The organism is Helicobacter sp. MIT 14-3879 (assembly GCF_003364125.1).
On sequence record NZ_NXLP01000002.1, the window covers coordinates 29,509 to 55,342 of the forward strand.

The window sequence follows — 25,834 nt, forward strand, 5'->3', positions numbered from 1 at the left end:
TTTTATATATAAATAGGAAATAGAGTAAGTATAAAAAAGATATAATTAATATTTCTAATCTAAATCTAAGAAAATGCGATATAAAAATATTGTTTTTTAATTAACTTTAGTTAGAATCCGCAAATTATTTCACAAAAAGGACAATAATGTTTAGAATAATTTTATCTTTATCTTTTGTTATGATTTTTGCATTTGCTCAAAACTGCGATTTTAGTAACAAAAACCAAGAAGAATGTGAAATAGATATTGATAATCCTCCTATACTATTACATAAATTTGTAGATGATAAAAATAATATTTATATGGAATATACCGCTTGTATATACAATGGTAATGCACAAATTGATGATGAAGAATATTCTGTAATAGATTGCTCTATTATTGAGAATAAAAAAGGATATTTAACTGAAGGAATAGTTTTAAATAATGATTCTAATTTAATTAAAACAAAGCTAGTAAATATAAAACAAAATAATATATTATTAAGAGCGGCTGGCGATGTTATAATAGATAGTGGTATTAGGTTTAATTCAAAAAAACCTAAAAATATTATTTTAGAGATAATTGAGGGGACAAACAATAAAAGCAATTTAATACTTCAAAGAGGTTCTTTATTAAATGTATCAGCTATTATTATGCCTAAAGGAAAATCAAATATTAATTTAAACACTTTTTATGGCGGAATTTATGAAAAAGATTTCATAGATACAATTAATAAAGATGAAGCCATACAAAGGGGGGATATGGAGACTGCTTTAAATGTAGATAATGTATTTTCTATCTCATCTGATGGAGAAGTTACGCCATATAGTGATAATTTAATTTGTGGACCAGAAGTTAATCCACTTGATATAGACAATAAAAAATATTTTTTAAAAAGATTATTTAAAGTTAAAAATACTTCCAAAGATAAGCCAAGTGATACAAATTCAATTTGCAATGTAGATGAAGGAAATTGCTTTGATAATTTAATAGCATTTAGTAATAAAAAAATTGATGAAAAAAGCTATAAAATAGCAATTGCAAGGCAAAACTTAATTCCAAATTATGATATTTTTATTGAGGGTGGGAAAATTAGCTCAAATGATAATAGAAACTTAAAAGAAATATTTCCTGATGCAAAAATAAGTGAACAAAATTATGGAAAATGTAATATTCCAACAACAATTGCATTTAGTGATGAAATAAAAGAAAAATATCTAGCAAAAAATACTAAAACGCAAGAAAATAAAGAAGAACAAAGTCTTTCATTATTAGCTAGTAATGAAAATTCTAAAGAAGATACAATAAAAGATAAAGAATCTGAAGATAATGTTTCTAAGGATTTAGATTCTAATATAGATAAAGATTCTACTAATTCTACTTTAAAAGATGAAATTAAAAATGATGCTAAAGAAAATGATAATTTAAATAATGAACCGCAAAAATCTACAAAAGAAGAAATTACAAAAGATAATACAGAATCTAAAGATGTAAAAGCAGATGATAAAAATTTAGAAAATACAAAACAAATTACAACAAATGATAATTTAAATAAAAATGATGATTTTTTAATAGTAGAAAAAGATGCTTATGATAAATTTAATAAAGAATGTTATGGTGATTTAAAATGTTTATATGATAGTTTATTGCCTTATGATAAAGTCATTTGGACAAAAAAATCATCAAGTAAAAGAATCTATACTATATATATGATAAACCTAAGTAATAATGATTTAAAACTTAATTGTGAAATAAAAGACTATTATGGTAAAAATATAAAAAAATCATATTTTCTTAATACAAATAATATTGTAGGTAAGATTGATATTAGATTCCCAAAATCTAGTAATAAATCACAAATTATTTGTAAAACTGATAATAATACAAAGGTAACAAATACCATTAATGTAACTCCTGCAAAATTTGATATTAAATATAATTTTATAGATGATGAAATAGGAATGTCTCCTAGCATAAAAGCAGGTGATGTAAAGATAGAATTTAAACAATCAAATGCACTTACAATGGAAGGAGATATTGATCATGGTTTTGATGGTGATTTAATTGCAACAAAAGACAATGTTTCATTTATACAAAAAAATAGATGTAGTAATATAAACGATAATGTGTTTATCACAAAAGATATAAATTTAAACTTCAAAAATGGAAAATTACAAAATGAATATATTGAATTGGTAGCAAATACAATAGCACTTGGTAATTTAAATATAGAATTTAATATTAAAGATAATGATAAATTTTGTAAAAATGATGAATTAAGTATAGAGCCACAATGCACTAATATTAAAGTATCTAAAGATTTAAATATAATCCCTGCAAATTTTAGAATAAAAACTGATATTTTATCAGATAATAAAATATCATATTATGGTCAAATTGAAGATAGACTTACATTTAAATATAATCCGATGTTAAATATACAAATTGAAGCATTGAATAATAAAAATGAAGTAATAGATATTAATAAAAATTGTAATTATGGCTCAATACAATTAAGTCTAAAAAATGATAAATTAATAGAATTTAAAAGAAGTGCTAGTGATAGGCTAGATTCAAAAATTAATCTTTATTTAAATGATTTTGATAATGATAAAAATTCAAATATAAAAGTATATTTTGGAATAAATAAAATAGTTGATGAATATAAAAATACTAGAGATATAAAACAAAATGATGTAATTGAACCTCAAGAAATCCTACTTACTGATTTAAAATTCAATTTAAAATTTAAAAATAATGAAAAAACTTATAATTACGATAATTTAGAAATATATGATAGATTAGATAATAAATCCAAACCCATTGGTGTAATTATTGCAAGAGGTAAAATAAAAACAAATGATATAAAAGGAACTACAAATAATCCTGCTTCATTAATACTTAAGTATGCTATTTATTGTAAAACTTGTGATAAAAAAATATTAAGTAAATATTTACAAGCAGAACCAGAAATTCTCTCTCAAAATTGGTATATTAATACAAAGCACCCAAAAGAGTTATATTTACCAAATGAATTTATAAAATTTATATCTGAAGATAAAAAAAATAACTTAATAATTGATAACTCATTAAGAGCATTAGAAGGAAGACAACAAATTAATTTTAGCAATAAAAATATTGGAATCTATCCTGTAAATATAGCACAAAGAGTATCTGAGTTTGCACCATATTTAAATTATAATGAAAACTTTAAAAATATTTATTTGCAAAATTCATTTAATGTAATGATTAATCAAGCAGATAATAAAGAAGAAAATAATAAAATAATTAAAGAAGAAAAACCAAAACAACAAACTCCAAAAGCTAAAAAACCAAGCAACCCAAAAAAAACAAATAGTCCTTCTATAAAACTAGATATAGAATCTTAAAAGATTCTATATCTAAGCTTTTTTAGTTAGTAACTTAAAATTGTTATTTAAATATTTTATATTTATAATAAGTGATATTACTAATTATTCTAAATTCATTTATTATTTATATCAAAGCATTAGTTAAAGAATCTAAAAAGAATTCATTAAAATTATAAAGATTATAAATTTAGGGTAATTAACATTTAAATAAAGATTATTTATATAAATTAATATAAAAAAATAGGAGGAACTAAAATCTTTTAATATTCTATATAAAAAATTAAAAACTAATTTCTAATCTAATAGAGCCATAGCTATGTAAATCATTTTGTGTTTTAAATGCTTTGCTACTTCTAGTATATAAATAACTTAAAGAAATATATTTATAACCAATCATTAAGCCTAATTCATATTCATATAAAAATCTATTTAATTTTAAATTACTCTTTACCCCACCAAATGTATTTCCTTCTATAAAAATATTACGACCAACTATTGAACCATTTATTCCAACTAAAGCATATATTTTTAATCCATCTTCTACTATTATTTGTGAGATTTTAGACTTATACTTTTGAATTCCAAAATCATTTTTAATACCATATCCAATCCTCATTCTAGCACCTGCACTTATAGCAGTATAAGAATTTCCAAGAAAAATATTTGCTTGAGGTAAAATATCAAAGAAATCTTCAATAAAAGTCCATCTATAAATTAAACCATAATTAAGATTTAATAAAAATTCATTTTTAATTTGATAATCCCAACCAAGAGAAGATCTATTATTAGTAATTTTATGAATTCCATTCTGTATTTGCTTCCCCAATGCCCAAGGTCCAACAAACCCAATATCTAAACTAATTTGTTCCATAAGATTTCTAGTTCTATTTATTACTCCAAATGTTACAAAAAATGCAGCTCCATAAAGTGCATCATTTTTTGGAGGAGGAATAGTATATTTTGAGGCGGGTGTATAAATTTCTTGATTTAAAGTTATATTAAACCTAGAGTAATTATTATCATAAAGATAAGAAAGAAGTGCTATTTTATTTAAAAAAATATTTTCATATTCACTACTAACATAACTAATATAATGCCCTGCTGTATAGTATTTATCAGATTTTATAAATGGTTCAAAATAAGCATCATTTTCAGTTAAAATACTAATTATTTGATTTTCATTTTTTTTAAAATTATCAAATTGATTAGATAATAAAAAACAAGGTATTACAAGAAAGTATATTTTAATTTTCAATTCTAATCCTTTAAAATTTTTATATGATTAAAGTGAGTAATTGCAATAGCTATTGCATCAGTTATATCAAGTGGTTTAATTTCTTTAGTAATACCTAAAAGTTTTTTTACCATAAATGCAACTTGATTCTTATCTGCCTTACCATTTCCTGTTATAGATTTTTTTATTTGAAGTGGGGTATATTCATAAAAATTACCTATTTCTTGTATAATTTTAAAGCTAATTGCACCTCTAAATTGTGCTAATTTTATAACACTTTTTGGATTATAAGCAAAGAAAATATCTTCAATTGCAACAGAATCTATAATAAAATTTTTTAATATTAAATTTATTCCTTCATTAAATTCTGCTATTTGATATTGTAATTTAGTCTCTTTTATTTTTATTAATCCTGCCTCAAGCAAAAATAATTTATTTTTTTCACCTTTAATTATTGCATAACCACAATTTTTAGTTCCAGGGTCAATTCCTAATATATTCATAATTAGCCTTATAAATTCAACTAAAAATCACTATAATTTCACAATAATTTCACAATAATTTCAAGTGTAAATCAAAGCTAAAATGGGGTGATTTTATGATATGGAATGATATATTACAAGATTTAAAAAAAGACTTAAGTCAAAATGAATATGAAAAATATATAAAAAATATTAGATTTAATGAAAAAAATTCAGATTCAAATCTAAAAGTTTTAGAAGTAAATAATATATTTTTATTAAATTGGATAAAAAGAAATTATATTAATAAAATTGCATCATTATTTGAAATACATACAGAAATAAAACCAGAAATAAAAATAATTTTAAAAGAACAAAATGAAAAAAGCTCTAAAGATACAAAATATAATTTTAAAATTATTCCAAATGTTTATAAAAGCTCTATTTTAAATCCTTCTTTTACATTCGAAAGCTTTGTAATTGGTGAATCTAATAAATTTTCTTTTAATCTTTCTAAAGAAGTAGCTAAGAATCAAGCAAAAAGTTATAATCCCTTATTTATCAGTGGTGATACGGGACTAGGAAAAACACATTTATTAAATGCCATAGGAAATTACAATATAAATAATAAAAATGTAATTCTAATTACAAGCGAGGAATTTTTAAATGATTATATAACTCATTTAAATAATAAAAGTATGGATAGATTCCGAAATAAATATAGAAATTGCGATTATTTATTAATCGATGATATACAATTTTTTAGTGGAAAGCACACTATACAAGAAGAATTTTTTCATACTTTTAATATATTAAAAGATAATAATAAACAAATAGTTCTAACCTCAGATAAACCAATAAAGGACTTAATAGGAATAGAAGAAAGACTAAAATCAAGATTTGAATCAGGAATAATATCTAAAATTAATCCTCCAGAGCTTGAAACAAAAATTGAGATAATCAAAAAAAAATGCGAGCTTGATTTAATACAATTAAATGATGAAATAATAGAATTTATAGCATTAAATATTAATAATAATATTAGAACAATTGAAGGAATCCTAACTACAATAAATTCATTTTCATCAATTATGAATCAAGAAATAACAATTGATTTAGTAAAAAATACAATTAAAAACTTTAAAAAAAATAATAATGAAAAAATAAACCTAGAAGATATAATAGATTCTGTATCAAAAGTTATGAATATAAAACAATCTGAAATAAAAAGTAAAAAAAGAACAAAAAATATATTATTTGCTAGAAAAATAGTCATATTTTTAGGAAGAAAATTAACTACAAATTCTATGCCTGAATTAGCTAAAATATTAAGTATGAAAGACCACAGCACTATAAGTAAAGCTATGAAAAAAATACAAGAAGAAGTAGAAATTAATAATGAACTTAAAATTAAAATTGAAGAAGTAGAAATTAAAATAAAAGATTTAAAAAATAATAATTAATTAAAGACTTTTATGTGAAAATACCAATATGATTTTTATGATATAAATTTATTCATACTAAGGTATTTTAAAAATATTTCACATATTTCACAATACATACTATTAATAATAATTTTATATTACAGGAGAAAAAATGAAAATAACGATAAATAAAAGCAACATAGAAAATATAATTAGTAATTTTCAATCATTTTTAGAAAAAAGAGATAAAAGCCAAATAACATCTCATATATTAATACAAACAAAAGATGATAATATAATATTAAAAGCAACAGATTATGAAATAGGAATAAAAGCAAAGATTCAAAATGAGAGTATAGAAAATGATGAAATAATAACAGTAGATGGAAAAAAATTCTTAGATTCTTTAAAAAATTTGAAAGATGATAAAATAACTTTACAAAGTAAAGATGATAAATTAGAAATTAAACAGGGGAAATCAACTATAAAACTTCCTAGTTTCGTAGCTGATAATTTCCCAGAATTCCCACAAAATTATGAAAAATCAAAAATAAATATAGATTCAAAAAACTTAATAGAATCTCTTAAAAAATTACTTCCTGTAATAGAAATAAATAATCCAAGAGCAGAATATAGAAATGCATTAATTGATATAAAAGAATATAAATTTAATTTTGTTGCAACAGATACAAAAAGACTTGAGGTTATAAGCTTTAATAATCAATCAGTTGATAAAATAAATTTTATGTTTCCAAAAAAAGCAATATCAGAGATTCAAAAATTCTTTAATGAAGATTCGAATATATATTTTAATGAAAATACAATAATAATTGAAAATGAAAAATATACATTCTGGACTAGAATCCCAAATGGAAATTTTATAGATTATGAAAGAGTAATTCCAAAAGAAATAAAATACAAAATCCAAATAAATAAAGAACAAATGATAGAATCTCTTAAAATAATAAATTCTATTTCAAATCAAGTAAAAATAATATTTAGTAAAAATAAAATAAATTTTGAATCTATAAGTGAAGAAGATTCAAATGCTAATACAGAAATTGAACTTAATGAAGAATTAAATAAAGAATTTATAAATTCAATAAATGAAGATATAATGATTTGTGTAAATTCAAAACATATTTTAGATTTTATTGTAAATATTGATACTCAAAATTTTGAATTTGGTATAAATGAAAAGAAAAATTCAGCTTGTATTTTGAAAAGTGATAATTTTATTTTAACAATGATGCCAATATTAATATAAAAGGCAAAATTTTATGAATAATGCATATAGTTCTAAGAATATAAAAGTTCTAAAAGGTCTTGAAGCGGTAAGAAAAAGACCAGGAATGTATATAGGTGATACTAATATTAATGGACTTCATCATATGGTTTATGAAGTTGTAGATAATTCTATTGATGAAGCAATGGCAGGATTTTGCTCTAATATAAATATAACTTTAAGTGAATATGGAAGTGTAATAGTAGAAGATAATGGTAGAGGAATTCCTGTGGATATTCACGAGGGTGAAAATATACCTGCTGCAACAGTTGTTTTAACAGTTCTCCATGCTGGTGGTAAATTTGATAAAGATACATATAAAGTTTCTGGGGGGCTTCACGGAGTTGGTGTTAGTGTTGTAAATGCACTAAGTAAAAAATTAATTATGACAATTTATAAAAATGGTAATATTTATCAACAAGAGTTTAAAAAAGGAATACCACAAACAGATTTAATAATAATTGGTAATACTAAGAAAAATGGAACTACAATTGAGTTTATTCCTGATGATGAAATTATGGAAATTACAAAATTTGATAGTGAAATTTTAAGAAATCGTTTTAAAGAAATGGCATATCTAAACAAAAATATTGAAATAAATTTTATTGATAAGATTACTAATACAAATGAAAAATTTCATTTTGAAGGGGGGCTTAAACAATTTGTAGAAGATATTAATAAAAATGAACTAATATCACAAATAATTAGTTTTAGTGATAAAGATGGTGAAGTTGAAATTGATATTGCATTAGCATATAATAATTCATATAATGAAAAATTACTTAGTTTTGTGAATAATATTAGAACAGTTGAGGGTGGAACACACGAAAGTGGTTTTAGAATGGGTCTTAGTCGTGCAATTATAAACTATATTGAAAATAATATAAATAGTAGAGAAAAAGATTCTAAAATTCAAGGTGATGATATTAGAGAAGGACTTGTTGCTATTGTTTCTACTAGAGTTATGGACCCACAATTTGAAGGACAAACTAAAGGAAAATTAGGAAATTCATTTGTTAGAAATATTGTCAATAGATTAACTTATGAAAAAATTTCAAAATTTTTTGAAGAGAATCCAAATGATGCAAAAGCAATAATACAAAAAGCACTTTTAGCAGCAAAAGGAAGAGAAGCAGCTAAGAGAGCAAGAGAACTAACTAGAAAAGAAACAAATAGTTTTGGGACACTTCCGGGAAAATTAGCTGATTGTCAAAGTAAAGATCCAAGCATATCTGAAATATTTTTAGTTGAGGGAGATTCTGCTGGTGGTAGTGCAAAAACAGGTAGAGATAGAACATATCAAGCAATACTTCCATTAAGAGGAAAAATTTTAAATGTTGAAAAAAGTAATATTAATAAGATTCTCAAAACTGATGAAATTATAAATATGATTACTGCATTTGGTTGTGGTATCGATGATGAATTTAATTTAGAAAAATTGCGTTATCATAAAATTATTTTAATGACAGATGCAGATGTTGATGGAAGTCATATTCAAACTTTACTTCTTACATTTTTTTATAAATATCTTAGACCATTAATTGATAATGGACATATTTATATTGCACAACCTCCATTATATTTATTTAAAAAGGGTAAAAAAGAAATATATTTAAAAGATGAAAAACATTTAAGTTCATTTTTAATTGAAAATGGTATTGAAAATTTTAGTTTTGATGGTATAGGAAATATTGAATTAATTGATATATTAAAAAATATTTCAAATTATAGAGCTTTACTTAAAAAATTAGAAAAAATATATTTTTCCAATAATATTATTAGATATTTTATTGAAAATGAGAATCTAAAAGATTTAAGTATAGAAAATCTTTGTGAAAATGTAGAATCTTATTTAATACAAAGTAATTGCAATATTTTGAATAAATTTGTTAATGAAAATTATATTATGTTATATGTTCAGACAAAATCAGGACTTCAAGAATTAAAAATTAATTATGATTTATTTAATGATAATTATTTTATTGATGCACAAAAAATTTATAATAAGATAAAAGATAGAGAATTAAGTTTTCTTCAAAATAAAGATTTAATAGAATTTTTAGAAGAGATAGAAAATAGTGCTAAAAAAGGTGCTTCAATACAAAGATATAAAGGTTTAGGTGAGATGAATCCAAATCAACTTTGGGAAACTACAATGACTAAAGAAAATCGCACATTAATAAGAGTAAAAATAGGTGATGAATTTTTAAGTGATGAAAAAATTAGGCTCTTTATGGGAAGTGAAGTTGAACCAAGAAGAGATTTCATACAAAAACACGCAAAAGAAGTTAAGAATCTAGATATTTAAAAAAATGAATTTAAAATATGTCAATGGTGGGATAATGAAAAATAATCAAAATAATTATTTTGATGAATATTTTACAAAACCAGAGATTGCAGTATATTTTTTTAATAAAACAAAAGAAATCATCTCTCAATATGAAAATTTAGAGAAATTCACTTGGCTTGAACCTAGTGTTGGAGATGGTTGTTTTTATAAGCTTTTGCCTCACAATAAAATTGGTATAGATATTCATAAAACTACTTTTGATACTTTACAGATGAATTATCTTCATTATCAATTACCTAAAAAACCTTTAGTTATAATAGGTAATCCACCTTTTGGACATCGTGGAGTTTTAGCTTTAGAATTTATCAATCACTCGCAAAATGCCGACTTTGTTGCTTTTATCTTACCTATATTTTTTCAGAGTTTAGGTAAAGGTTCTATTCGATATAGGGTAAAAAAATTTCATTTATTATATGAAGAAAACCTTCCTCACAATGCTTTTTATTTAAGTAATGGTAAGGAAAAAGATGTAAAAACTTGCTTTCAAATTTGGAGTAAGAAATATAAAAACACAAAGGAAGAATTTAGCTGGTATAAACAAAAGGAAAAACAAGAGCCATTTCATAATATCTTAAAGGTTGTAACGGTTTCTTTAGCAAAAAATAGAGAATGTGGCAAAGAATGGATTTTTGATAAAAAAGCAAATTTCTATCTCTCTAGCACATTTTTTAAAGAAAATGCTGTTGTAAAAGATTTTTCACAGGTTAAATATAAAAGTGGAGTGGCTATTATTTATAATAAAAATGCACCTAAAAGAAAATTAGATAAACTTTTTTTGAATGCTAATTGGAATAAATATAGTTCTTTGGCTACAAATGGTTGTAGGCATATAGGTAAATCACATATATTTCAGCTTTTGCAAGATGAAGGTTTTTGCAATGCTTAAAGAGCTTTTATTAAGGATTATAGAGGAAAAACATCAAGAATTACAACAATATAAACAATTTGGAATTTTTGATAAGATTAAAGACTTTGAGGGAAATGCCATAGGACAGATTGGGGAAAAATTTATAAAAGAGCTTTTTAAAGAAAGCGGTATTTCTTTAGATAATATTGATAAAGAAATAATCCACGATGAATTTGATATTTTATCAAATGGTAAAAAGATAGAAATAAAAACAGCAAGAAAGGGACTTAAAAACAATACTTTTCAATTTAGTGGTATTAATCCAAAATATAATTATGAACATCATTTTATTGGGTTTAACTTATGATGATATATATTATTATATTATAGATAAAAGACAAGACTATATCTATGACCATAAACTTAGAAAAGAATTTATAAAAATTAATAACAAACCAAAGCAACTTGTTGCAATGAATCCTGGTAATTCTGTGAATTTAAAACTTACTTTGAATCTAAAAGAATTAAAAAATGGTGAAACATTAATAGATGAATTAAAATGTTTATTTTAAAAACACGCAAAAGAAGTTAAGAATCTAGATATTTAGATTTTTAATTTTACTTACCATATAAAATTTATATTTCATTTTAAATCCTTAAATACGATATTTTAAAATTTTTTTAATATAGATTTAAATAAAAAAATAAAAGATAGACCAACAATATATTTTACATAAAGTATAGATGGATTAAAAACACAATGCGACAAATCTAATGATGAAATGACCTTGCTTATAAAATAGGAAGAATTAATGTGATTAATTGTAATTTAGATTATGTAGGGATTAATTTTGAAATTTTAACAAAGGCAAATCCTGATATTATTTTTGTTAGAGAAATTGCATTTTATAAAGAATTATTAAATTTTCCATCAAAAAAATGAAAGAATATAAATGAAATTAAAAACAAAAGAATATATAATACTCCTACTTAGTGGCTTATTTGTAAGCCACCTAGCATTATATATATTATAGAAATTCCTTATTCATTTTCTAAAATTTATAGTAATTTATTAAGTCCATTGGAAGCAGAAAAAATAGCAAAAGAATTTTTTAATACATTTTTATTTCCTATAAGTAACGAGTCATATAAAAGAATTAAAGAGTAATTATTAAATATAAAAGTAAATAATAATGGATACAAAAACACTTAAAGAAATATGGGAGAGAAAGGCACAGACATTTCCTAGACTTAGGAATGATTGTAGTGATAGTATAGAAATTTTAGAATTTTTTAAAGAAAATGGTGTTATTTTTAATAATAAGAGTATTATTGATATAGGTTGTGGAAATGGACGCTTTAGCTTTAATCTTGCAAAATTTGCAAAAAAAGTTACTGCTATAGATATTTCAAGCTTAATGCTTAAAAATCTAATAGAGGATTCTAAAATCTTAAATTTAAATAATATTACTTGTATTCAAAGCTCTTGGGAAGATTTTGAGATAAAAGAAAACTTTGATATAGCCTTTGCTTCAATGACTCCAGCATTAAATAATAAAGAGGGTTTTATAAAGGCACTTTCTATTTGTAATGAATATTTTTGTTATATTGGTTGGGGAAGATTTAGAAAATGTGAATTTTTAGAAGAAATTATGAAATTACATAATATAAAATTAGAGCTTCCTGTTGGACTTCCAAATGTATTAATTTGGTTAAATGAATTAGGATATAGTAATATTAAAGTTTGTTATAAAAATAGTGATTTTATATATAAAGAAGATAAAGCAAAAACATTTGATAATATAAAATGGCATATAAATGCACATAATACAATAGCAAATGATGAATTAATTAATTTACATATTCAAAAATATTCAGTTAATGGAGAGATTAGCTATAAACATAGTAGGGAAATTGGAATAGCTTTAATAAAAAAATAATGCAAAATAAGATTTTAATTTTAACTCTATTATTTTATTAATTGCTATTTTTATAGCACTTTGTGTTGGTGAGATAAAGGTTAATTTTTTAGATGTATTAAATTATTCTATACTAATAATAGTATAGAATCCTCTCTAATTAATGATATTATATTCCCGTGAGTTATTACAGCAGTAATTATTTAAGTTTCTTTAGCATTAAGTGTATAATTATATCAAGGGATAATTGGAAATCTATTAGTTTCACCTAGTATTTTAGGGGTTTTAAATGGAGCTAGTTTTGGAGTAGCACTAAGTTTATTAAAATCATAGCTGACCTTTATAATACTTTGCTAAATATAATTTATTGGCTTATGGGTTCTCTTACTAATATTATTTTTACATTGATTATTCTTTGTATTAAATTTGTATTTAGCATAGTTTTATATTTAATTTTATCCTTTTGTATTGATATTTTAAATTTAGATAGTGATTCTGCTAAAAGTCTAAGTAAAAAATCTCTCACTTAATATTAATAAATATCATTCTAAAAAAGGGTATGTAAGAGGTATAGGATATACTGAAATTGAATTTATTATTAGTAAAAAAGGGGAATTAAAAGATTTAGTAATTCTTAATACAAGCGGAAATAAAAAATTAGATTATTTAAGTATAAATACTATTAATAGAGCATCAAAGTCCTTTCCAAAGCCTAAAAAAAGATAGATATCTAAAAATTACTTTAGCTTATAGAAATTAATTATTTTCATAATATTTTTCTAAAATATTTATTAATTCAGTAGCATTACCACGAGTTACATTGCTAAATTGCGTTCTATTAAAAGTAGTTTGCCTTTTTGCAAGGGCTATGGTATTTTTTGTGATTTGTTCTTTTAATTCATCAAGTGATAATTTATTTTCTAAATATAATAAAGTTTCTTTTATGCCAATGGCTCTAAAGGTTAAACTATTTTTAAAATTTTTTTTAAGAAAATTTACTTCATCTATAATGCCATTTTTAAGCATACTATCAACTCTTATTTTAATATCACTTTTTAGAGTCTCTTTTGGCTTAATTAACTCAAAAATATTAATTTTAGTCTGTAATTTTTCTTTTTTGTTTTGTTTAAAAAATTCACTAGGAGATTTGTTTGTTAAAAAGTATATTTCTAGGGCTTTTTTAATTCTATATTTATCATTAGGATTTATTTTTGAGGCATAATTAGAATCTATTTTTGATAATAATTTATGCGCTTCTTGTTTATTTCTAACGATAGAATCTAACTTTAAATCTATTAAATTTGGACTTTTTGGCATAGGAGATAGACCATCCATAATTGATTTTAGATAAAAGCTACTTCCTCCAACTATTAATAATCTATCTTGTGGGGTTTGTTTTAATAAATCAAAAAATAATTTTGCACTACATTTTTCATCAGGATTTAATAAATCTATACCATAATGTTTGATTTGTTTTAAATCATCTTTAGAGGGTTTTGCAGAAGCTATATCAATATATTTATAGATACTTAAGCTATCAATTGAAAAAATATTTAATTTAAATTTTTTTGCTAAATAAATTCCAAGTGAGCTTTTTCCACTTCCACTAGCACCAATAATTGCATTCAAGAAATTCTATGCGCCTTTTTATTAGCTTTGTGAATAGCATCTATAAAAGCACTTCTAATAGCTCTATTTTCTAAAATTTTTAATGCTTCTGCTGTTGTTCCTCCAGGGCTAGTAGTATCTAATTTAATTTGATTTGCTTCACTATTTTCAAATAATTTTGCAAATCCACTAAAAAGCCCACGAACAATCTCTTTTGAAGTATCTAGGTTTATTCCCTCTCTAACACCTGCATCAATCATTGCTTCTGCTACTATTGCAAGATACGCAGTTCCACTACCAGATATTGCTCCTGCCGGATTTATTAAAGATTCTTTATCTACAAAGATACATTTGCCAAGCATACTAAAAATTTCACTAGCTTTTTTATAAGAATCTAAATGTTTTGCATATATTACATTAACACCAGCACCAACAAATGAAGCAATATTTGGCATAACGCGGAAATACTCATTTGCTTGTATTAAACTTTTTATTTTTTCTATTGAGATTCCAGCCATTATGCTATAAAGATTATTTGCTTTATTCTTATATATAAAACTATCAAGTGCATATGGCTTGATTGCTAAAATTACATCTTTACCTTCTAAATCGATAGTATTATTTGCTAAATCATTGTTATTTTCTGAATTAGAATTATGATTTGCTTGATATATGATAGCATTAGAGAGATTATTATCTTTTATAAAAGATTTTAGCTTATATTCATTTCTACCAGCAACCTCAATTGAAAATTTATCATTTAATCCACAGGCTATTGCTTTTGCCATTTTTCCATAGCCTATAATCGTAATTTTTTTCATAATTCATTTCCTTTTATAAAATTTGATATAGGTTCTGCAATATTGTATTGAGGATATTTTGTAATATCTAAGACAACTTGAGCCATAGTATGGTTGTCAAAATTAAATACAAGTGGTGCTATAAAATTTATAGTAGAATCTTTAATTTCTTTATAAACTACCATAATATTTGCAATTAAGATATTTTTACTTTTTTCATTTATATCTAATAAGACTTGAATAGCAGTTGGAATCTCAAAGCTATATTCACATAAAACAAATGGATTTACAAGTGTGAATGCAGGTGAGCTTGAAGAAGAATTTGTTAATTTCATAAAAATATCATCTATCTTTTCTAGTTTCATTTTTGTGATATTTTCAAAGCCTAATATTGGAGATTTTACTTCAAATTCCATTATCTTCATTCCTTATTATTGTAATTTAATATTTTACTTTAAATTATTCTGTATGACAATGATTCAAGCAAATGTTCTTTTTTAATATTTTCAGATTTATTTAAATCTGCTATGCTTCTTGCTACTTTTAATATCTTTTGTCTTCCACGAAAACTTAATCCATATCTTTGCACTGCTAATTCTAAAAGATTTAGATTTTCTTCATTTAAAGCACAAAATTTTTCAATTTCACTATCATTTAATTTTCCATTTAATTTACCTTGATTTCTACTTTTTTGCATACTAAAAGCATCTAAAACCTGTTTAAATAATTCAATTGAGCTAATCCTCTCTTCACTTCTATTTTCTTCCATTTTTATAAAAATATCAATTCTATCTCTTAGTGGTTCAGATAGTTTATTTCTATATTTTCTAATTTCTATTTCATTACATCTACATTCTTTAGAACTACTATATAAGTTTCCGCAAGGACAGGGATTCATAGCTCCAACAAATAAAATACAAGTAGGATAAGTTACCTTAATATTTACACGAGATATGCTTAATTCATTGTTTTCTAAAGGTTCCCTTAAAGATTCTAATATACTTTTATGAAAATTCAATAATTCATCAAAAAATAATATCCCATTATGGCTTAGTGATATTTCACCGGGTTTTGCATCACTTTGAAAAACAGAGCCTAGGATTGCAGATTTTGAACTACTTTGATGAGGATTTCTAAAAGGTCTTAATGCACAATACTCACCATCATTATTGTTTAGTGCATTTATACTAGCACATTCACACATTTCTTCAAATGAAATAGGGGGCATAATGTAGCGCATTCTTTTTGCAATCATACTTTTCCCACAGCCCGGACTTCCTTCAAAAACTATATTATGCATTCCAGCAACTGCGATTAATGCTGCTCTTTTAGCAAAGCTCTGTCCTTTAATATCATAAAAATCAAACAAAAAATTTTCTTCATAATAATATTTTTTAGAATTTATTTCTATACTTTTAAAGCTAAAATCATAGCATTTTGCCATATTTGTAGGATTTTTTAATATTTCTATTGCCTCAAGTAAATTAGAGGCATAATAAATCTGTAAATTTGGAATATTTGAATATAATTTCTCTCCTTCCTTTGGCAATAATACATTACTTTTTTTATGAGTTTTTGAGATTTCTAATAATAGTGGATATATAGAGTTTGTATCTTTTATATATCCATCAAGCCCTAATTCGCCAAATACAAACCAATTTGTTAAATCTAACTCTTGTTTTTGCAGGGCTATTAAAAGTGCTATGGGCAAATCAAAATGACTTCCATTTTTAGATAAGTCTGATGGGGATAGGTTAATTGTTATTTTAAAATTTAGAGATTGAAAATTATTATTTGCTAATGCTCCACTAATTCTCTGCTTAGCTTCTTGTATAGAGTTTCCTGCAAGACCTGTTATTACAAAGCTAGGTAGTCCTTTTGAAAAACTAGATTCTACTTGAATTATTTTTGCACCTATGCCAAATCTAGTGGCACAAAGTAGCTTTTTTACCATTGTTTATCCATTACAAAAAGTTCATTTTTTCTTTTTGTATTCTTTTTCAAATTTTTTTCGCTTTAAAATAGATAGTTTATCTATGAATAATATTCCATTTAAGTGATCTATTTCGTGTTGTAGTGCAACAGCTAGATAATCTTTTGCTTCAATTATCTTTTCTTTTCCTTCTCTATCTTGAAACTGAAGTTTAATATAACTAAATCTTTTTACATATTCATAATAATTAGGAATGCTAAGACAACCCTCTTGAAATAATATCTCTCCGCTAGATTCTATTATATTTGGATTTATTATTTCAAGTAAATCTTCTTTGTATTGAATCCTATCTTCTCTAGGAATATTTACTATTAGCATTCTTTGAAGCTTTCCTATTTGCACACCAGCCAAACCAACACCACCCTTATCCATCATAGTTTCATACATGTTATCTAAAGTTTCTTTTAGCACAGATCCAAATTCTATAACTTCTTTGGAAGTTTCTCTTAGTCTTGAATCTGGATATATTACAATTTCTTCAACCATTTTATCTTCTTTTATGTTTGATTCTCATCTATATCATCTTTATAAATTATATAATTGGTATTGCTTCGTTGAGCATTTCTTAGTGCATTTATTGCAAAATTTAAGCTCTCTTCAGCACTTCTATCTGACTTTAATTTTGAAATTCCTATATTTAAATCAAGATTTATCTCTTTGTTTCCTAGAATCACATTAGTATTTCTTAATAGTTCTATTAATCTCTCACTTGCTTTCTTTGCAGCAAAAACATCAGAGTGTTTTAGAAGCATAGCAAATATCCCATTGCCAATATAGCCTATAATATCACTTCTTCTAGAAGTTTTAAGTAATAATTTTGCAATAGTTTTCATTATTATTAAAGCAGTTGTTTGGTCATTTTTAATATATCTAGTTACTATTAATGGAATGGTCATCATAATAATTGTAGAAGTATGATTAAATTTTTCTACCATTTTTTTCTCATCTTGGACTAAATTTATGAAGTATCTTTTATTGTATGTATCAAACTTTGAATCATACATTGTGTTTGTATTAATATTTTCTAAAATTTTATTACATTTTTGGTATAAAATTTTTAGTTGATTTATTTGTGAATCTATTTGCATTTGTAAAGAGTTTGTCTCTTGTATAAATTTAGTAGAAATTACATTGTTATTGAGCTCGTTTAGACATTTTTTTTCTATATCATTTACAAGCATTAGATTCTTATAAATTGATGATGTGCATTTTAATATATCTCTCGTATTTGCAAATGCTATATGGATAGTTTTTTCAAAGTTTATATTTCTTTCATCATTTCTTGTGTCAGTTTCCATTAGACTATAAATTTTCTTTTGAAATTCAATATTTTTATTATCTAGCATTTGTTCAAAATATGCTTGATAATTAAGTGGTAGTAGAGGCATATTTTTACTTTTTAGAGCACTAATAACTTCTTTTGAGAAGCTATCTAAATTATCACCTTGTTCTAAATTTGTATCAGATTCATCTAAATTTAAATTATCCTCTACATCATCAGTAACATTTGGTATATCATTTAATATATTATCTATATTAGTTTCATTTTCATCTTTTTGAAGTCTTATCATATTTATTTTAAACTCTTATCTAATATATCATCTATTAATCCATATTCTTTGGCTTCTTTTGCACTCATAAAATAATCTCTATCGGTATCTATTGAAATTTTTTTAATACTTTGTTGGGTATTTTTTGCCATTATTTCATTTAGCTTTTGTTTTGTATATAGGATTTCTTTTGCTTGGATTTCAATATCACTTGCTTGTCCTTTTGCACCACCTAAAGGTTGATGAATCATAATTCTAGCATTTGGGAGGGCATATCTTTTGCCTTTTGTTCCACTGCTTAACAAAAATGCACCCATAGATGCTGCTTGCCCTATACACATAGTAGCAATATCTGGTTTTATATAATTCATAGTATCATATATACTAAGTCCGCTTGTTACAACTCCACCTGGAGAATTAATATAAATATAAATATCTTTTTGCGGATCTTCAGCCTCTAGGAATAGTAATTGTGCAATAATAGAGGAAGCTATGCTATCATCTATCTCACCGCTTAGGATTATAACTCTATCTTTTAGTAGTCTTGAATAAATATCATAACTTCGTTCTCCTCGACTCGTTTTTTCTATCACGTAGGGAATGTAGTTCAAACTTACTCCTTATTTTGTAGTTTAGATTCTAGTAAATTATTTAGCACTTTATTTTCTAATATAGTCATTTTTAAAGCAGGAATTACATTATTCTTTTCATAATTTTCTAGTAATTCTTTTGGGTTTGCACCTATCATCATTGCTTCATAATAAAGCATTTGATAAACTTCGTTATCACTAACTGAAATATTATTTTTCTTAGATAAAAAATCTACTATAAAAGTCAATTTCACACTTTTTTGTGCCTCTTCTCTAAATGTTTCTCTTTTTTCTTTAGCTTTGTTTTTATCTTGTTGTAATTCTTTTAGCTCTTCTTCTTTTATTTTTTGAATATTATTTCTAAAGATTATATCCATTTCTTGTTCAATTATATTTTCTGGTATATCAAAGTCTATACTAGATAAAAGATTTTCTACTAATTTTGGTTTATTTTCATTTATTAGTTTGTTTTTTTCTTCATTTTCTAGTTGTATTTTTGCAAATTCTTCCAAATCTTTTAAAGTTGCATTATCATTTTGAATTAGTATTTTTTTTGCAAGTTCATCATCAATTTTTGCAATCTCTCTTTTTTTTACTGCATTTAACTTAACTTTAAATACCACATCTTTACCTGCCAAATGTGCTGTATAATTTTCTGGAAATTTTAGCTCTATATCCTTGCTTTGGTCTTTTTTCATACCAATTAACTTATCTTCAAAACCCTCAATAAAGCTTTTTGAACCAATTTCTAAATCATATCCTTTGGCTTTTCCTCCATCAAAGGCTTCTCCATTTATAAAACCTTCAAAATCAATATTTGCAATATCTCCATTCTCTAAAGTTTTTTCTACCTCTATTAATTTTCCGTTTGATTTTGCAAATTCTTCCATTTTATTATTTATAGAATCTTTACTTATAGATTCTAGCTTTATATCTGGAATAAACTTAGATATATCCTCAATATCCAGTTTTGGGAGTATTCCAAGCTTAACTTCAAAATCTATATTATCATTTATTATTTCATATTTTAGAAATATAGGACTGCCAATGACATTTTTTAATTCTATATTTAGTTTTTTTAAGTGGTCATTTATCTTTTCATTTAGAGCTTCTTGCTGGGAATCTTGTGTAATTTTGTCTTTATATCTGCTTTCAATTACACTTAATGGAACTTTACCTTTTCTAAATCCATCAATCTTGATATTTTTGCTAATATTTTGAGCTATTTTTGCTCTTTTTTTATTGATTAAATCAGAATTTACTTTATCTTTTATGAGGACATTTGCAGTATTTATTAATTCAGCACCCATTTTTTTTCCTTAACTTAAGCTTTAAGGTGATATTTTATCAAAACATATAATTATAAGCAATTATATTTATAATTTCAAAAATAATTTTAATATTTAGGATTCTTGATGTCTTTGGAAAATATAAAAAGTAAATTAAATAGTAAAATGGAGCTTTCACCTCACTTTGGAGAAATCATTAAAATTTATGAAAACACAATAAAAGCCACAGGATTAAGAACCTCCATAGGAGATATAGTTAGTATAAGAGGAGTTGATAATAACATATCAGGCATTGTTAGTGCTATTGAAGTAGATTCTTTTTCAATTATTCCTTTTACTTCTACACAAGGATATAAGATTGGTGATAAGGTTTTTGTTAGTCAAAATGGATTAAAGATAGGAGTTAGTAATGAATTATTAGGAAGAATAGTAGATCCATTTGCAAATCCTATTGATAACTTAGGTGAGATTAAAAAAGATAGTTTTATTCCAATTATAAATACGCCCATAAAGGCTATGAATAGAGGTTTGATTGATGAGGTTTTTAGTGTTGGAATAAAAAGCATAGATGGACTTCTTACCTGTGGAAAAGGGCAAAAAATGGGAATCTTTGCAGGAAGTGGCGTTGGAAAATCTACGCTAATGGGTATGATTGTAAGAGGTAGTAATGCTGATGTAAAAGTTATAGCACTAATTGGAGAGAGAGGAAGAGAAGTGCCAGAATTTGTAGCAAAGAACTTAAGAGGTGATTTAAAAAATACCATAATAGTTGTTGCAACTAGTGACGATTCTGCACTTATGAGGAAATATGGAGCCTTTTCTGCAATGGCAATAGCAGAGTATTTTAAAAATCAAGGTAAAGATGTTTTATTTATAATGGATTCTATTACTCGTTTTGCAATGGCACAAAGGGAAATTGGACTTTCTTTAGGAGAACCCCCCACTTCAAAAGGTTATCCACCATCAGTTTTAAGCTTACTTCCGCAATTAATGGAGAGATCTGGTAAAGAGGAAAATAAAGGTTCTATTACAGCATTTTTTACAATTTTAGTTGAAGGCGATGATTTAAATGACCCTATAGCAGACCAAAGCAGAAGTATATTAGATGGACATATTGTATTAAGTAGGGAACTAAGTGAGTTTGGAATCTACCCACCAATAAATATTCTATCTTCTGCATCAAGGGTTATGAATGATATTGTTGATAAAAAACATAGAGAAAATATCATTAAATTTCGCAAGACTTATTCACTTTTAAAAGAAAATGAAATTTTAATTCGCATTGGTTCATATCAAAAAGGTAGTGATAAAGAATTAGACTTTGCTATAAACAAAAAAGATAAATTAGAGGCATTTTTAGAGCAGGATTCTGAGAGTATTTTGAGTTTTGAAGATATTTACAATAAATTAGATGAAATTTTTAAATAATTTTTAGAATTTAACTAAAATCATTTCTTTGTTTTCTTTTATAAATCTTATTTTTTTATCTTTTATTAGTCTTGTTGTAGCTATTTTGAATGATTTTTTGCTAATTTTAAGAAGTTTATAAATATCTTCACTAGAAGAATTGAAATTTAATTTTAGAAAAGAATTGCTAAAAATATAATCTAGTATATTTTTTTCTATTATTTTGAAATCATTCTTTAAGCCTAAATCAGCTTTGCCATCGTTTCTTATTTTTTTGATGATAGCTTCTATTTCCTCTCCTATATTAACTTCTTTATTTATATCATTATTGTGAATTATTCCAAAATACTTGTTGTTTATTACACAATTAATTCCTATATTAGTTTTCATAAATGGTAAAATCTTTACTTTTTTTAATTTAGAATTTAGGTTTAATTTTAGTAAATAATCTTGCAAATTTTGCTTTGCAATTAACCTTCCTTGTTTGTCCAAAGTTATTTTTATAACTACTTTTTGTCCTACTTTAAATCTAGTAGGGTTTTTGCTTGGCATAAATAAATCTTTTGGAATCCCTAAGTCAAGATAAATTCCATTGCTTGATATGCTTTTTACTTCAAGTGTTAAAATATCTCCCAAAAGTCCCTTTGGCATCGTAGTAATTGCAACTAACCTATCATTGCTATCAGTGTAGATAAAAACCCAAACTAAAGAATCTAGTTTAATATTATCATTTAAATATTTATTTGGAAGCAAAACTTCATTTTTTGTTTCATCAATCAAATATGCACCATTTTTGCTAAATCTAGCAACCTTTAAAAATTGCATTTCTCCTGTTTTTATAATACATCTCCTAAATATTTTATGATTTTATTTACATCATTTATTTTCACTCCAAAAAGTTCAAAATATGTTATAAGAAATGCTGCTAATGGGGTTAAAATAAATATTAAAATACATTTTTCTACGCTACCTCCTGTTTTAAAACGAAGTAACTTTGGTAATATAACAACTTTTTTATTTGAGATTGGGAAAAAATAATGTGGAATACCGCTAATTGTGAGCATATCTCCCAATTGATGCAAGATTATTCCATAACTAAATGCAAACAAGCACAGACTTGTTGTGTAATTATTAGATATTATGCCAATTATTATAAAAATTAAAGGAAATATTAAAAAATGTGTAAATCCTCTATGTGAAAAGCTTAAACTTACTATTTTTGAGATAATAGGAAGTTTTTTCCCAATGAAACTTTTTGGTTCATCAATATCAGGAAATATAGAGCCTAGTAGAATTAGTGGAAGCAATATATTTGTGTATAAGTCTTTTGGTATTTCTAAATATTTTGTTAGTGGAAATATTGCGGTTGCACCAATTAATCCAATTGATAAATGACTTTTAGCTAACATTGTTTAAAAACATCTAATTTTTATGTATTTTATATTTTCACTTTTAAAATTATCAATACTTTTTTCAAGTATATATTTTTCTCCTATATTAAGTTTTAAGTCTTTTAAAACTAATTTATATTCAGGATTAAATGGATAATGTTTATTGATATAAATATTAAGTTCGCATTCATTAATTCTCCTTTTACCTTTGTTTATTAATTCAGCATTTATAAAATAGCTATCTATATATACTAATTTTTTAGAATCAATATTTTTAAATTCTACTTTATTTATATAATTATCAATAAATGTAATGTTAATAAAAGGTAACATTATAAATATTAAAAATGCAAGGATAAATATTAAGATTCTAAATTTATTTTTAATAGCTAGTCCAAGTAAAAATACAATTATAAATATTATAAATAAGCTACCATCTATCAAAATGTCATAAATACTTATTTGCGGCAGCTCCAATACTATATCCTTTATTTCACTACTTTTGTTCTGCTATTTTTTTCGTCTATTCCGCTTGTTCCAAATCGTCTTTTTAATTCATTCATAACTTTATCAGGCGATATATTTTTATAGCTTAATCCAACTAAAATATGATAAATTACATCTGCACATTCATAGATAATATCATTTTCTACATTATCTTTCATTGCAAATGTAAGCTCTCCTGCTTCTTCAATAATTTTTTTACAAATAGAGTTTTGTCCTTTTTGATACAATAATGAGGTATAAGAATTACTGCTCTTAGATAATTTTCTTTCTTGTAGTGTGTGATATAATCTATCAATGATGTTATAGGGAATTTCTACATTATTTGCTAAACTAGAATCTATATTTAAATTTTCTAAATTTATTTTTTTAAAAAAGCAAGAATACTCTCCCATATGGCAGGCTACACCCTTTTGTTCTACTACAAATAATATACAATCACTATCACAATCAATATATATTTCTTTTAGATTCTGTATATTTCCGCTCTCTTCACCCTTTTTCCAAATACGATTTTTAGACCTAGAAAAGTAATGTGCTATACCACTTTTTAGAGTATAAGTAAGAGAATCTTTGCTTGTATAGGCAAGCATTAATACTTTTAAATCATTACTGCTTTGAACAATAGTTGGAATTAACGAGGATTTATCCCAATTAAGGGAGTTTAGTATAGAATCTATATTCATTTCAAACAATCTAACTAAATTTTTGTAGCTATTATTTTTATATTAATCATTGTTGTCCTGCAATGGAACTTCTTTGTTTGTTTTTAGAATCTACCCATATATTTGGCACGGCACCACCAGGTGTTAAGAAAATCTGTGCATCTTTATTTTCTTTTAGAGCATCATTAAATTTACCTTGAGTTTCAATTTGTCTTAAATCTAGTAGTTTATTTGATAGACTATCACTAATTAATCGGTTTGCTTGGCTTTGTGCTTTTGCTTCAATTGCTATTGCATCAGCTGCACCTTGAGCTTTTGTTCTATTTACATCAGCCTCTCCTTTTGCAAGTGTTACTGCTTTTTCAGCCTCCATTTTTGCTTGTTCCACTTCATATCTTTTTCTCTCTGCTTCTTGTCTTGCTACTTGGACTTTTTCTATTTGCTCTTTAATATTTTGAGGTAAAACTATTTCTCTAAGTTGAACAGAGCTTAACGAAACTGGTTGATTTTTGAATTTTGATATTTCTGTTTCTATATTTGTGCTAATTAAATTTGCTATATCATTTCTTTTTATTGGTAATTCTTCTGCAGGATAGCGACCTACAACACCACGCACTACATCTCTTACAACAGGATTGATTATTTTTTGTTCCCACGATAATCCATATTCAGCTATTGTTTGAGGTGCAGTAGCAGAATTTAGTTGATATTGAACTGTTAGTTCTATTGACACAGTCAATCCTCTGCTATCCATAACACTTATTGCATCATTCCTAAAAATCCCTTGATTTTTTCCTACAATACCCATATCTTCAGTTCTTGAGAAGTTAATCGTTCTAACTCTTGTATCTACTATTATTATATTTTGTATGCCTGGAATAAAAAAATGCAATCCAGCTTGTAATGGGGTAAAGTCATATTTACCAGCTGTTGATTTTATGCCAACTTCACCAGAATTTATTATAACAAATGGCTTTGCAATGATAAAGATAAACACTAAAACTACTGCAATGATAACCCCAGTGAGTGTTTTATTTTCAGGCATATTGAATTTTATGTTTGGTTTTAGTGGCGATTTTTTTGGATTATTTTCATTATTATTAGAATCTTTGTTAGAATTTTTTCTTTTTAAATGCTCATTTAAATCAATTGGCATTAATTCTC

General features: G+C 24.7%; 25 protein-coding genes and 1 pseudogene. 11 read left to right on the plus strand and 15 right to left on the minus strand.

The features are described 5' to 3' along the window. Positions 1-146: 146 nt before the first annotated feature. Positions 147-3,371, plus strand: coding sequence for a hypothetical protein (locus CQA44_RS01540; protein WP_115545520.1), 3,225 nt, complete (start codon positions 147-149; stop codon positions 3,369-3,371). A gap of 262 nt (positions 3,372-3,633) precedes the next feature. Here the strand turns inward: CQA44_RS01540 and CQA44_RS01545 are convergent, their stop codons facing one another. After that, the gene (locus CQA44_RS01545; RefSeq protein ID WP_115545521.1) at positions 3,634-4,608 is read right to left on the minus strand and encodes a lipid A deacylase LpxR family protein; all 975 of its coding nucleotides are present in this window, start codon (positions 4,606-4,608) and stop codon (positions 3,634-3,636) included. A gap of 2 nt (positions 4,609-4,610) precedes the next feature. Further along, positions 4,611-5,090 (minus strand): crossover junction endodeoxyribonuclease RuvC, encoded by a 480-nt coding sequence (gene ruvC, locus CQA44_RS01550; protein ID WP_181881736.1) that lies wholly within the window; start codon positions 5,088-5,090, stop codon positions 4,611-4,613. Between the two features lie 95 nt (positions 5,091-5,185). On the opposite strand from ruvC, the gene dnaA reads away from it, so the two are divergent. The 9 genes and pseudogenes from dnaA (at position 5,186) to CQA44_RS13470 (ending at position 13,599) form a co-directional block, all read left to right on the plus strand. Beyond that, positions 5,186-6,511: a chromosomal replication initiator protein DnaA gene (gene dnaA / locus CQA44_RS01555; RefSeq protein ID WP_115545523.1), complete on the plus strand. Its 1,326-nt coding sequence runs from the start codon at positions 5,186-5,188 to the stop codon at positions 6,509-6,511. Positions 6,512-6,644: 133 nt separating this feature from the next. Further along, positions 6,645-7,739: a DNA polymerase III subunit beta gene (gene dnaN / locus CQA44_RS01560; RefSeq protein WP_115545524.1), complete on the plus strand. Its 1,095-nt coding sequence runs from the start codon at positions 6,645-6,647 to the stop codon at positions 7,737-7,739. Positions 7,740-7,752: 13 nt separating this feature from the next. Beyond that, a complete protein-coding gene (gene gyrB / locus CQA44_RS01565) occupies positions 7,753-10,065 on the plus strand; it encodes a DNA topoisomerase (ATP-hydrolyzing) subunit B (RefSeq protein ID WP_115545525.1) in 2,313 nt (770 codons plus the stop codon). 4 nt (positions 10,066-10,069) lie between these two features. Further along, a complete protein-coding gene (locus CQA44_RS01570; protein ID WP_115545526.1) occupies positions 10,070-10,993 on the plus strand; it encodes an SAM-dependent methyltransferase in 924 nt (307 codons plus the stop codon). Continuing rightward, positions 10,986-11,526: pseudogene (locus CQA44_RS01575) on the plus strand (restriction endonuclease). Before CQA44_RS01570 ends, CQA44_RS01575 begins: the two are co-directional and overlap by 8 nt. A 242-nt stretch (positions 11,527-11,768) precedes the next feature. Continuing rightward, positions 11,769-11,897: a hypothetical protein gene (locus CQA44_RS13125; protein WP_258864870.1), complete on the plus strand. Its 129-nt coding sequence runs from the start codon at positions 11,769-11,771 to the stop codon at positions 11,895-11,897. Positions 11,898-12,147: 250 nt separating this feature from the next. After that, positions 12,148-12,894, plus strand: a complete 747-nt coding sequence (locus CQA44_RS01580; protein WP_115545527.1) for a bifunctional 2-polyprenyl-6-hydroxyphenol methylase/3-demethylubiquinol 3-O-methyltransferase UbiG — start codon at positions 12,148-12,150, stop codon at positions 12,892-12,894. Positions 12,895-13,223: 329 nt separating this feature from the next. Then, entirely contained in the window at positions 13,224-13,403 is a 180-nt protein-coding gene (locus CQA44_RS13465) for a hypothetical protein (protein WP_220272135.1), read from the plus strand. A 40-nt stretch (positions 13,404-13,443) separates the two neighbouring features. Continuing rightward, positions 13,444-13,599 (plus strand): energy transducer TonB, encoded by a 156-nt coding sequence (locus CQA44_RS13470; protein WP_408941370.1) that lies wholly within the window; start codon positions 13,444-13,446, stop codon positions 13,597-13,599. A gap of 30 nt (positions 13,600-13,629) precedes the next feature. On the opposite strand, the gene miaA is transcribed toward CQA44_RS13470, so the two are convergent. Genes miaA through tig form a run of 8 tightly spaced genes read right to left on the minus strand, consistent with a single transcriptional unit; the run spans position 13,630 to position 20,724 of the window. After that, complete coding sequence (gene miaA / locus CQA44_RS01590) at positions 13,630-14,502, minus strand: tRNA (adenosine(37)-N6)-dimethylallyltransferase MiaA (protein ID WP_115545528.1); 873 nt, start codon at positions 14,500-14,502, stop codon at positions 13,630-13,632. Beyond that, positions 14,499-15,302: a pyrroline-5-carboxylate reductase gene (gene proC, locus CQA44_RS01595; RefSeq protein ID WP_115545529.1), complete on the minus strand. Its 804-nt coding sequence runs from the start codon at positions 15,300-15,302 to the stop codon at positions 14,499-14,501. The genes miaA and proC overlap by 4 nt, the downstream gene beginning before the upstream one ends. Next, the gene (gene fliW, locus CQA44_RS01600; RefSeq protein ID WP_115545530.1) at positions 15,299-15,697 is read right to left on the minus strand and encodes a flagellar assembly protein FliW; all 399 of its coding nucleotides are present in this window, start codon (positions 15,695-15,697) and stop codon (positions 15,299-15,301) included. Before fliW ends, proC begins: the two co-directional genes overlap by 4 nt. A 38-nt stretch (positions 15,698-15,735) precedes the next feature. Further along, the gene (locus CQA44_RS01605; RefSeq protein WP_115545531.1) at positions 15,736-17,235 is read right to left on the minus strand and encodes a YifB family Mg chelatase-like AAA ATPase; all 1,500 of its coding nucleotides are present in this window, start codon (positions 17,233-17,235) and stop codon (positions 15,736-15,738) included. Between the two features lie 21 nt (positions 17,236-17,256). Then, the gene (gene def, locus CQA44_RS01610) at positions 17,257-17,760 is read right to left on the minus strand and encodes a peptide deformylase (protein WP_115545532.1); all 504 of its coding nucleotides are present in this window, start codon (positions 17,758-17,760) and stop codon (positions 17,257-17,259) included. An 11-nt stretch (positions 17,761-17,771) separates the two neighbouring features. Continuing rightward, the gene (locus tag CQA44_RS01615) at positions 17,772-18,845 is read right to left on the minus strand and encodes a diguanylate cyclase domain-containing protein (RefSeq protein WP_115545533.1); all 1,074 of its coding nucleotides are present in this window, start codon (positions 18,843-18,845) and stop codon (positions 17,772-17,774) included. 2 nt (positions 18,846-18,847) lie between these two features. Beyond that, the gene (gene clpP, locus CQA44_RS01620) at positions 18,848-19,435 is read right to left on the minus strand and encodes an ATP-dependent Clp endopeptidase proteolytic subunit ClpP (protein WP_115545534.1); all 588 of its coding nucleotides are present in this window, start codon (positions 19,433-19,435) and stop codon (positions 18,848-18,850) included. Between the two features lie 2 nt (positions 19,436-19,437). Then, positions 19,438-20,724 (minus strand): trigger factor, encoded by a 1,287-nt coding sequence (gene tig, locus CQA44_RS01625; RefSeq protein WP_115545535.1) that lies wholly within the window; start codon positions 20,722-20,724, stop codon positions 19,438-19,440. 105 nt (positions 20,725-20,829) lie between these two features. On the opposite strand from tig, the gene fliI reads away from it, so the two are divergent. Continuing rightward, complete coding sequence (gene fliI / locus CQA44_RS01630) at positions 20,830-22,131, plus strand: flagellar protein export ATPase FliI (protein ID WP_115545536.1); 1,302 nt, start codon at positions 20,830-20,832, stop codon at positions 22,129-22,131. 3 nt (positions 22,132-22,134) lie between these two features. Here fliI and CQA44_RS01635 read toward each other — a convergent pair whose 3' ends face one another. Genes CQA44_RS01635 through CQA44_RS01655 form a run of 5 tightly spaced genes read right to left on the minus strand, consistent with a single transcriptional unit; the run spans position 22,135 to position 25,826 of the window. Further along, positions 22,135-22,935 carry a S1-like domain-containing RNA-binding protein gene (locus CQA44_RS01635; protein WP_115545537.1) on the minus strand — a complete coding sequence of 267 codons (801 nt, stop codon included), beginning with the start codon at positions 22,933-22,935 and terminating at the stop codon, positions 22,135-22,137. A gap of 11 nt (positions 22,936-22,946) precedes the next feature. Next, positions 22,947-23,519, minus strand: coding sequence for a metal-dependent hydrolase (locus tag CQA44_RS01640; protein WP_115545538.1), 573 nt, complete (start codon positions 23,517-23,519; stop codon positions 22,947-22,949). Positions 23,520-23,522: 3 nt separating this feature from the next. Next, entirely contained in the window at positions 23,523-23,978 is a 456-nt protein-coding gene (locus CQA44_RS01645) for a DUF2393 family protein (protein ID WP_181881737.1), read from the minus strand. An 11-nt stretch (positions 23,979-23,989) separates the two neighbouring features. Further along, positions 23,990-24,691 (minus strand): bifunctional phosphoribosyl-AMP cyclohydrolase/phosphoribosyl-ATP diphosphatase HisIE, encoded by a 702-nt coding sequence (gene hisIE / locus CQA44_RS01650; RefSeq protein ID WP_115545540.1) that lies wholly within the window; start codon positions 24,689-24,691, stop codon positions 23,990-23,992. A 46-nt stretch (positions 24,692-24,737) separates the two neighbouring features. Further along, entirely contained in the window at positions 24,738-25,826 is a 1,089-nt protein-coding gene (locus tag CQA44_RS01655) for a prohibitin family protein (protein ID WP_115545541.1), read from the minus strand. Positions 25,827-25,834 lie beyond the last annotated feature (8 nt).

What these genes read in the sequence shown, in the direction of transcription:
- gyrB (WP_115545525.1), top strand. Translation starts at nt 7,753, where the DNA reads ATGAATAATGCATATAGTTCTAAGAATATAAAAGTTCTAAAAGGTCTT.
- hisIE (WP_115545540.1), bottom strand. Translation starts at nt 24,691, where the DNA reads ATGAATATAGATTCTATACTAAACTCCCTTAATTGGGATAAATCCTCG.
- ruvC (WP_181881736.1), bottom strand. Translation starts at nt 5,090, where the DNA reads ATGAATATATTAGGAATTGACCCTGGAACTAAAAATTGTGGTTATGCA.
- CQA44_RS01640 (WP_115545538.1), bottom strand. Translation starts at nt 23,519, where the DNA reads ATGTTAGCTAAAAGTCATTTATCAATTGGATTAATTGGTGCAACCGCA.
- CQA44_RS01635 (WP_115545537.1), bottom strand. Translation starts at nt 22,935, where the DNA reads ATGCAATTTTTAAAGGTTGCTAGATTTAGCAAAAATGGTGCATATTTG.
- fliW (WP_115545530.1), bottom strand. Translation starts at nt 15,697, where the DNA reads ATGGAATTTGAAGTAAAATCTCCAATATTAGGCTTTGAAAATATCACA.
- CQA44_RS01615 (WP_115545533.1), bottom strand. Translation starts at nt 18,845, where the DNA reads ATGATAAGACTTCAAAAAGATGAAAATGAAACTAATATAGATAATATA.
- CQA44_RS01540 (WP_115545520.1), top strand. Translation starts at nt 147, where the DNA reads ATGTTTAGAATAATTTTATCTTTATCTTTTGTTATGATTTTTGCATTT.
- dnaA (WP_115545523.1), top strand. Translation starts at nt 5,186, where the DNA reads ATGATATGGAATGATATATTACAAGATTTAAAAAAAGACTTAAGTCAA.
- dnaN (WP_115545524.1), top strand. Translation starts at nt 6,645, where the DNA reads ATGAAAATAACGATAAATAAAAGCAACATAGAAAATATAATTAGTAAT.
- def (WP_115545532.1), bottom strand. Translation starts at nt 17,760, where the DNA reads ATGGTTGAAGAAATTGTAATATATCCAGATTCAAGACTAAGAGAAACT.
- fliI (WP_115545536.1), top strand. Translation starts at nt 20,830, where the DNA reads ATGTCTTTGGAAAATATAAAAAGTAAATTAAATAGTAAAATGGAGCTT.
- CQA44_RS01605 (WP_115545531.1), bottom strand. Translation starts at nt 17,235, where the DNA reads ATGGTAAAAAAGCTACTTTGTGCCACTAGATTTGGCATAGGTGCAAAA.
- CQA44_RS01580 (WP_115545527.1), top strand. Translation starts at nt 12,148, where the DNA reads ATGGATACAAAAACACTTAAAGAAATATGGGAGAGAAAGGCACAGACA.
- proC (WP_115545529.1), bottom strand. Translation starts at nt 15,302, where the DNA reads ATGAAAAAAATTACGATTATAGGCTATGGAAAAATGGCAAAAGCAATA.
- CQA44_RS01655 (WP_115545541.1), bottom strand. Translation starts at nt 25,826, where the DNA reads ATGCCAATTGATTTAAATGAGCATTTAAAAAGAAAAAATTCTAACAAA.
- tig (WP_115545535.1), bottom strand. Translation starts at nt 20,724, where the DNA reads ATGGGTGCTGAATTAATAAATACTGCAAATGTCCTCATAAAAGATAAA.
- CQA44_RS01570 (WP_115545526.1), top strand. Translation starts at nt 10,070, where the DNA reads ATGAATTTAAAATATGTCAATGGTGGGATAATGAAAAATAATCAAAAT.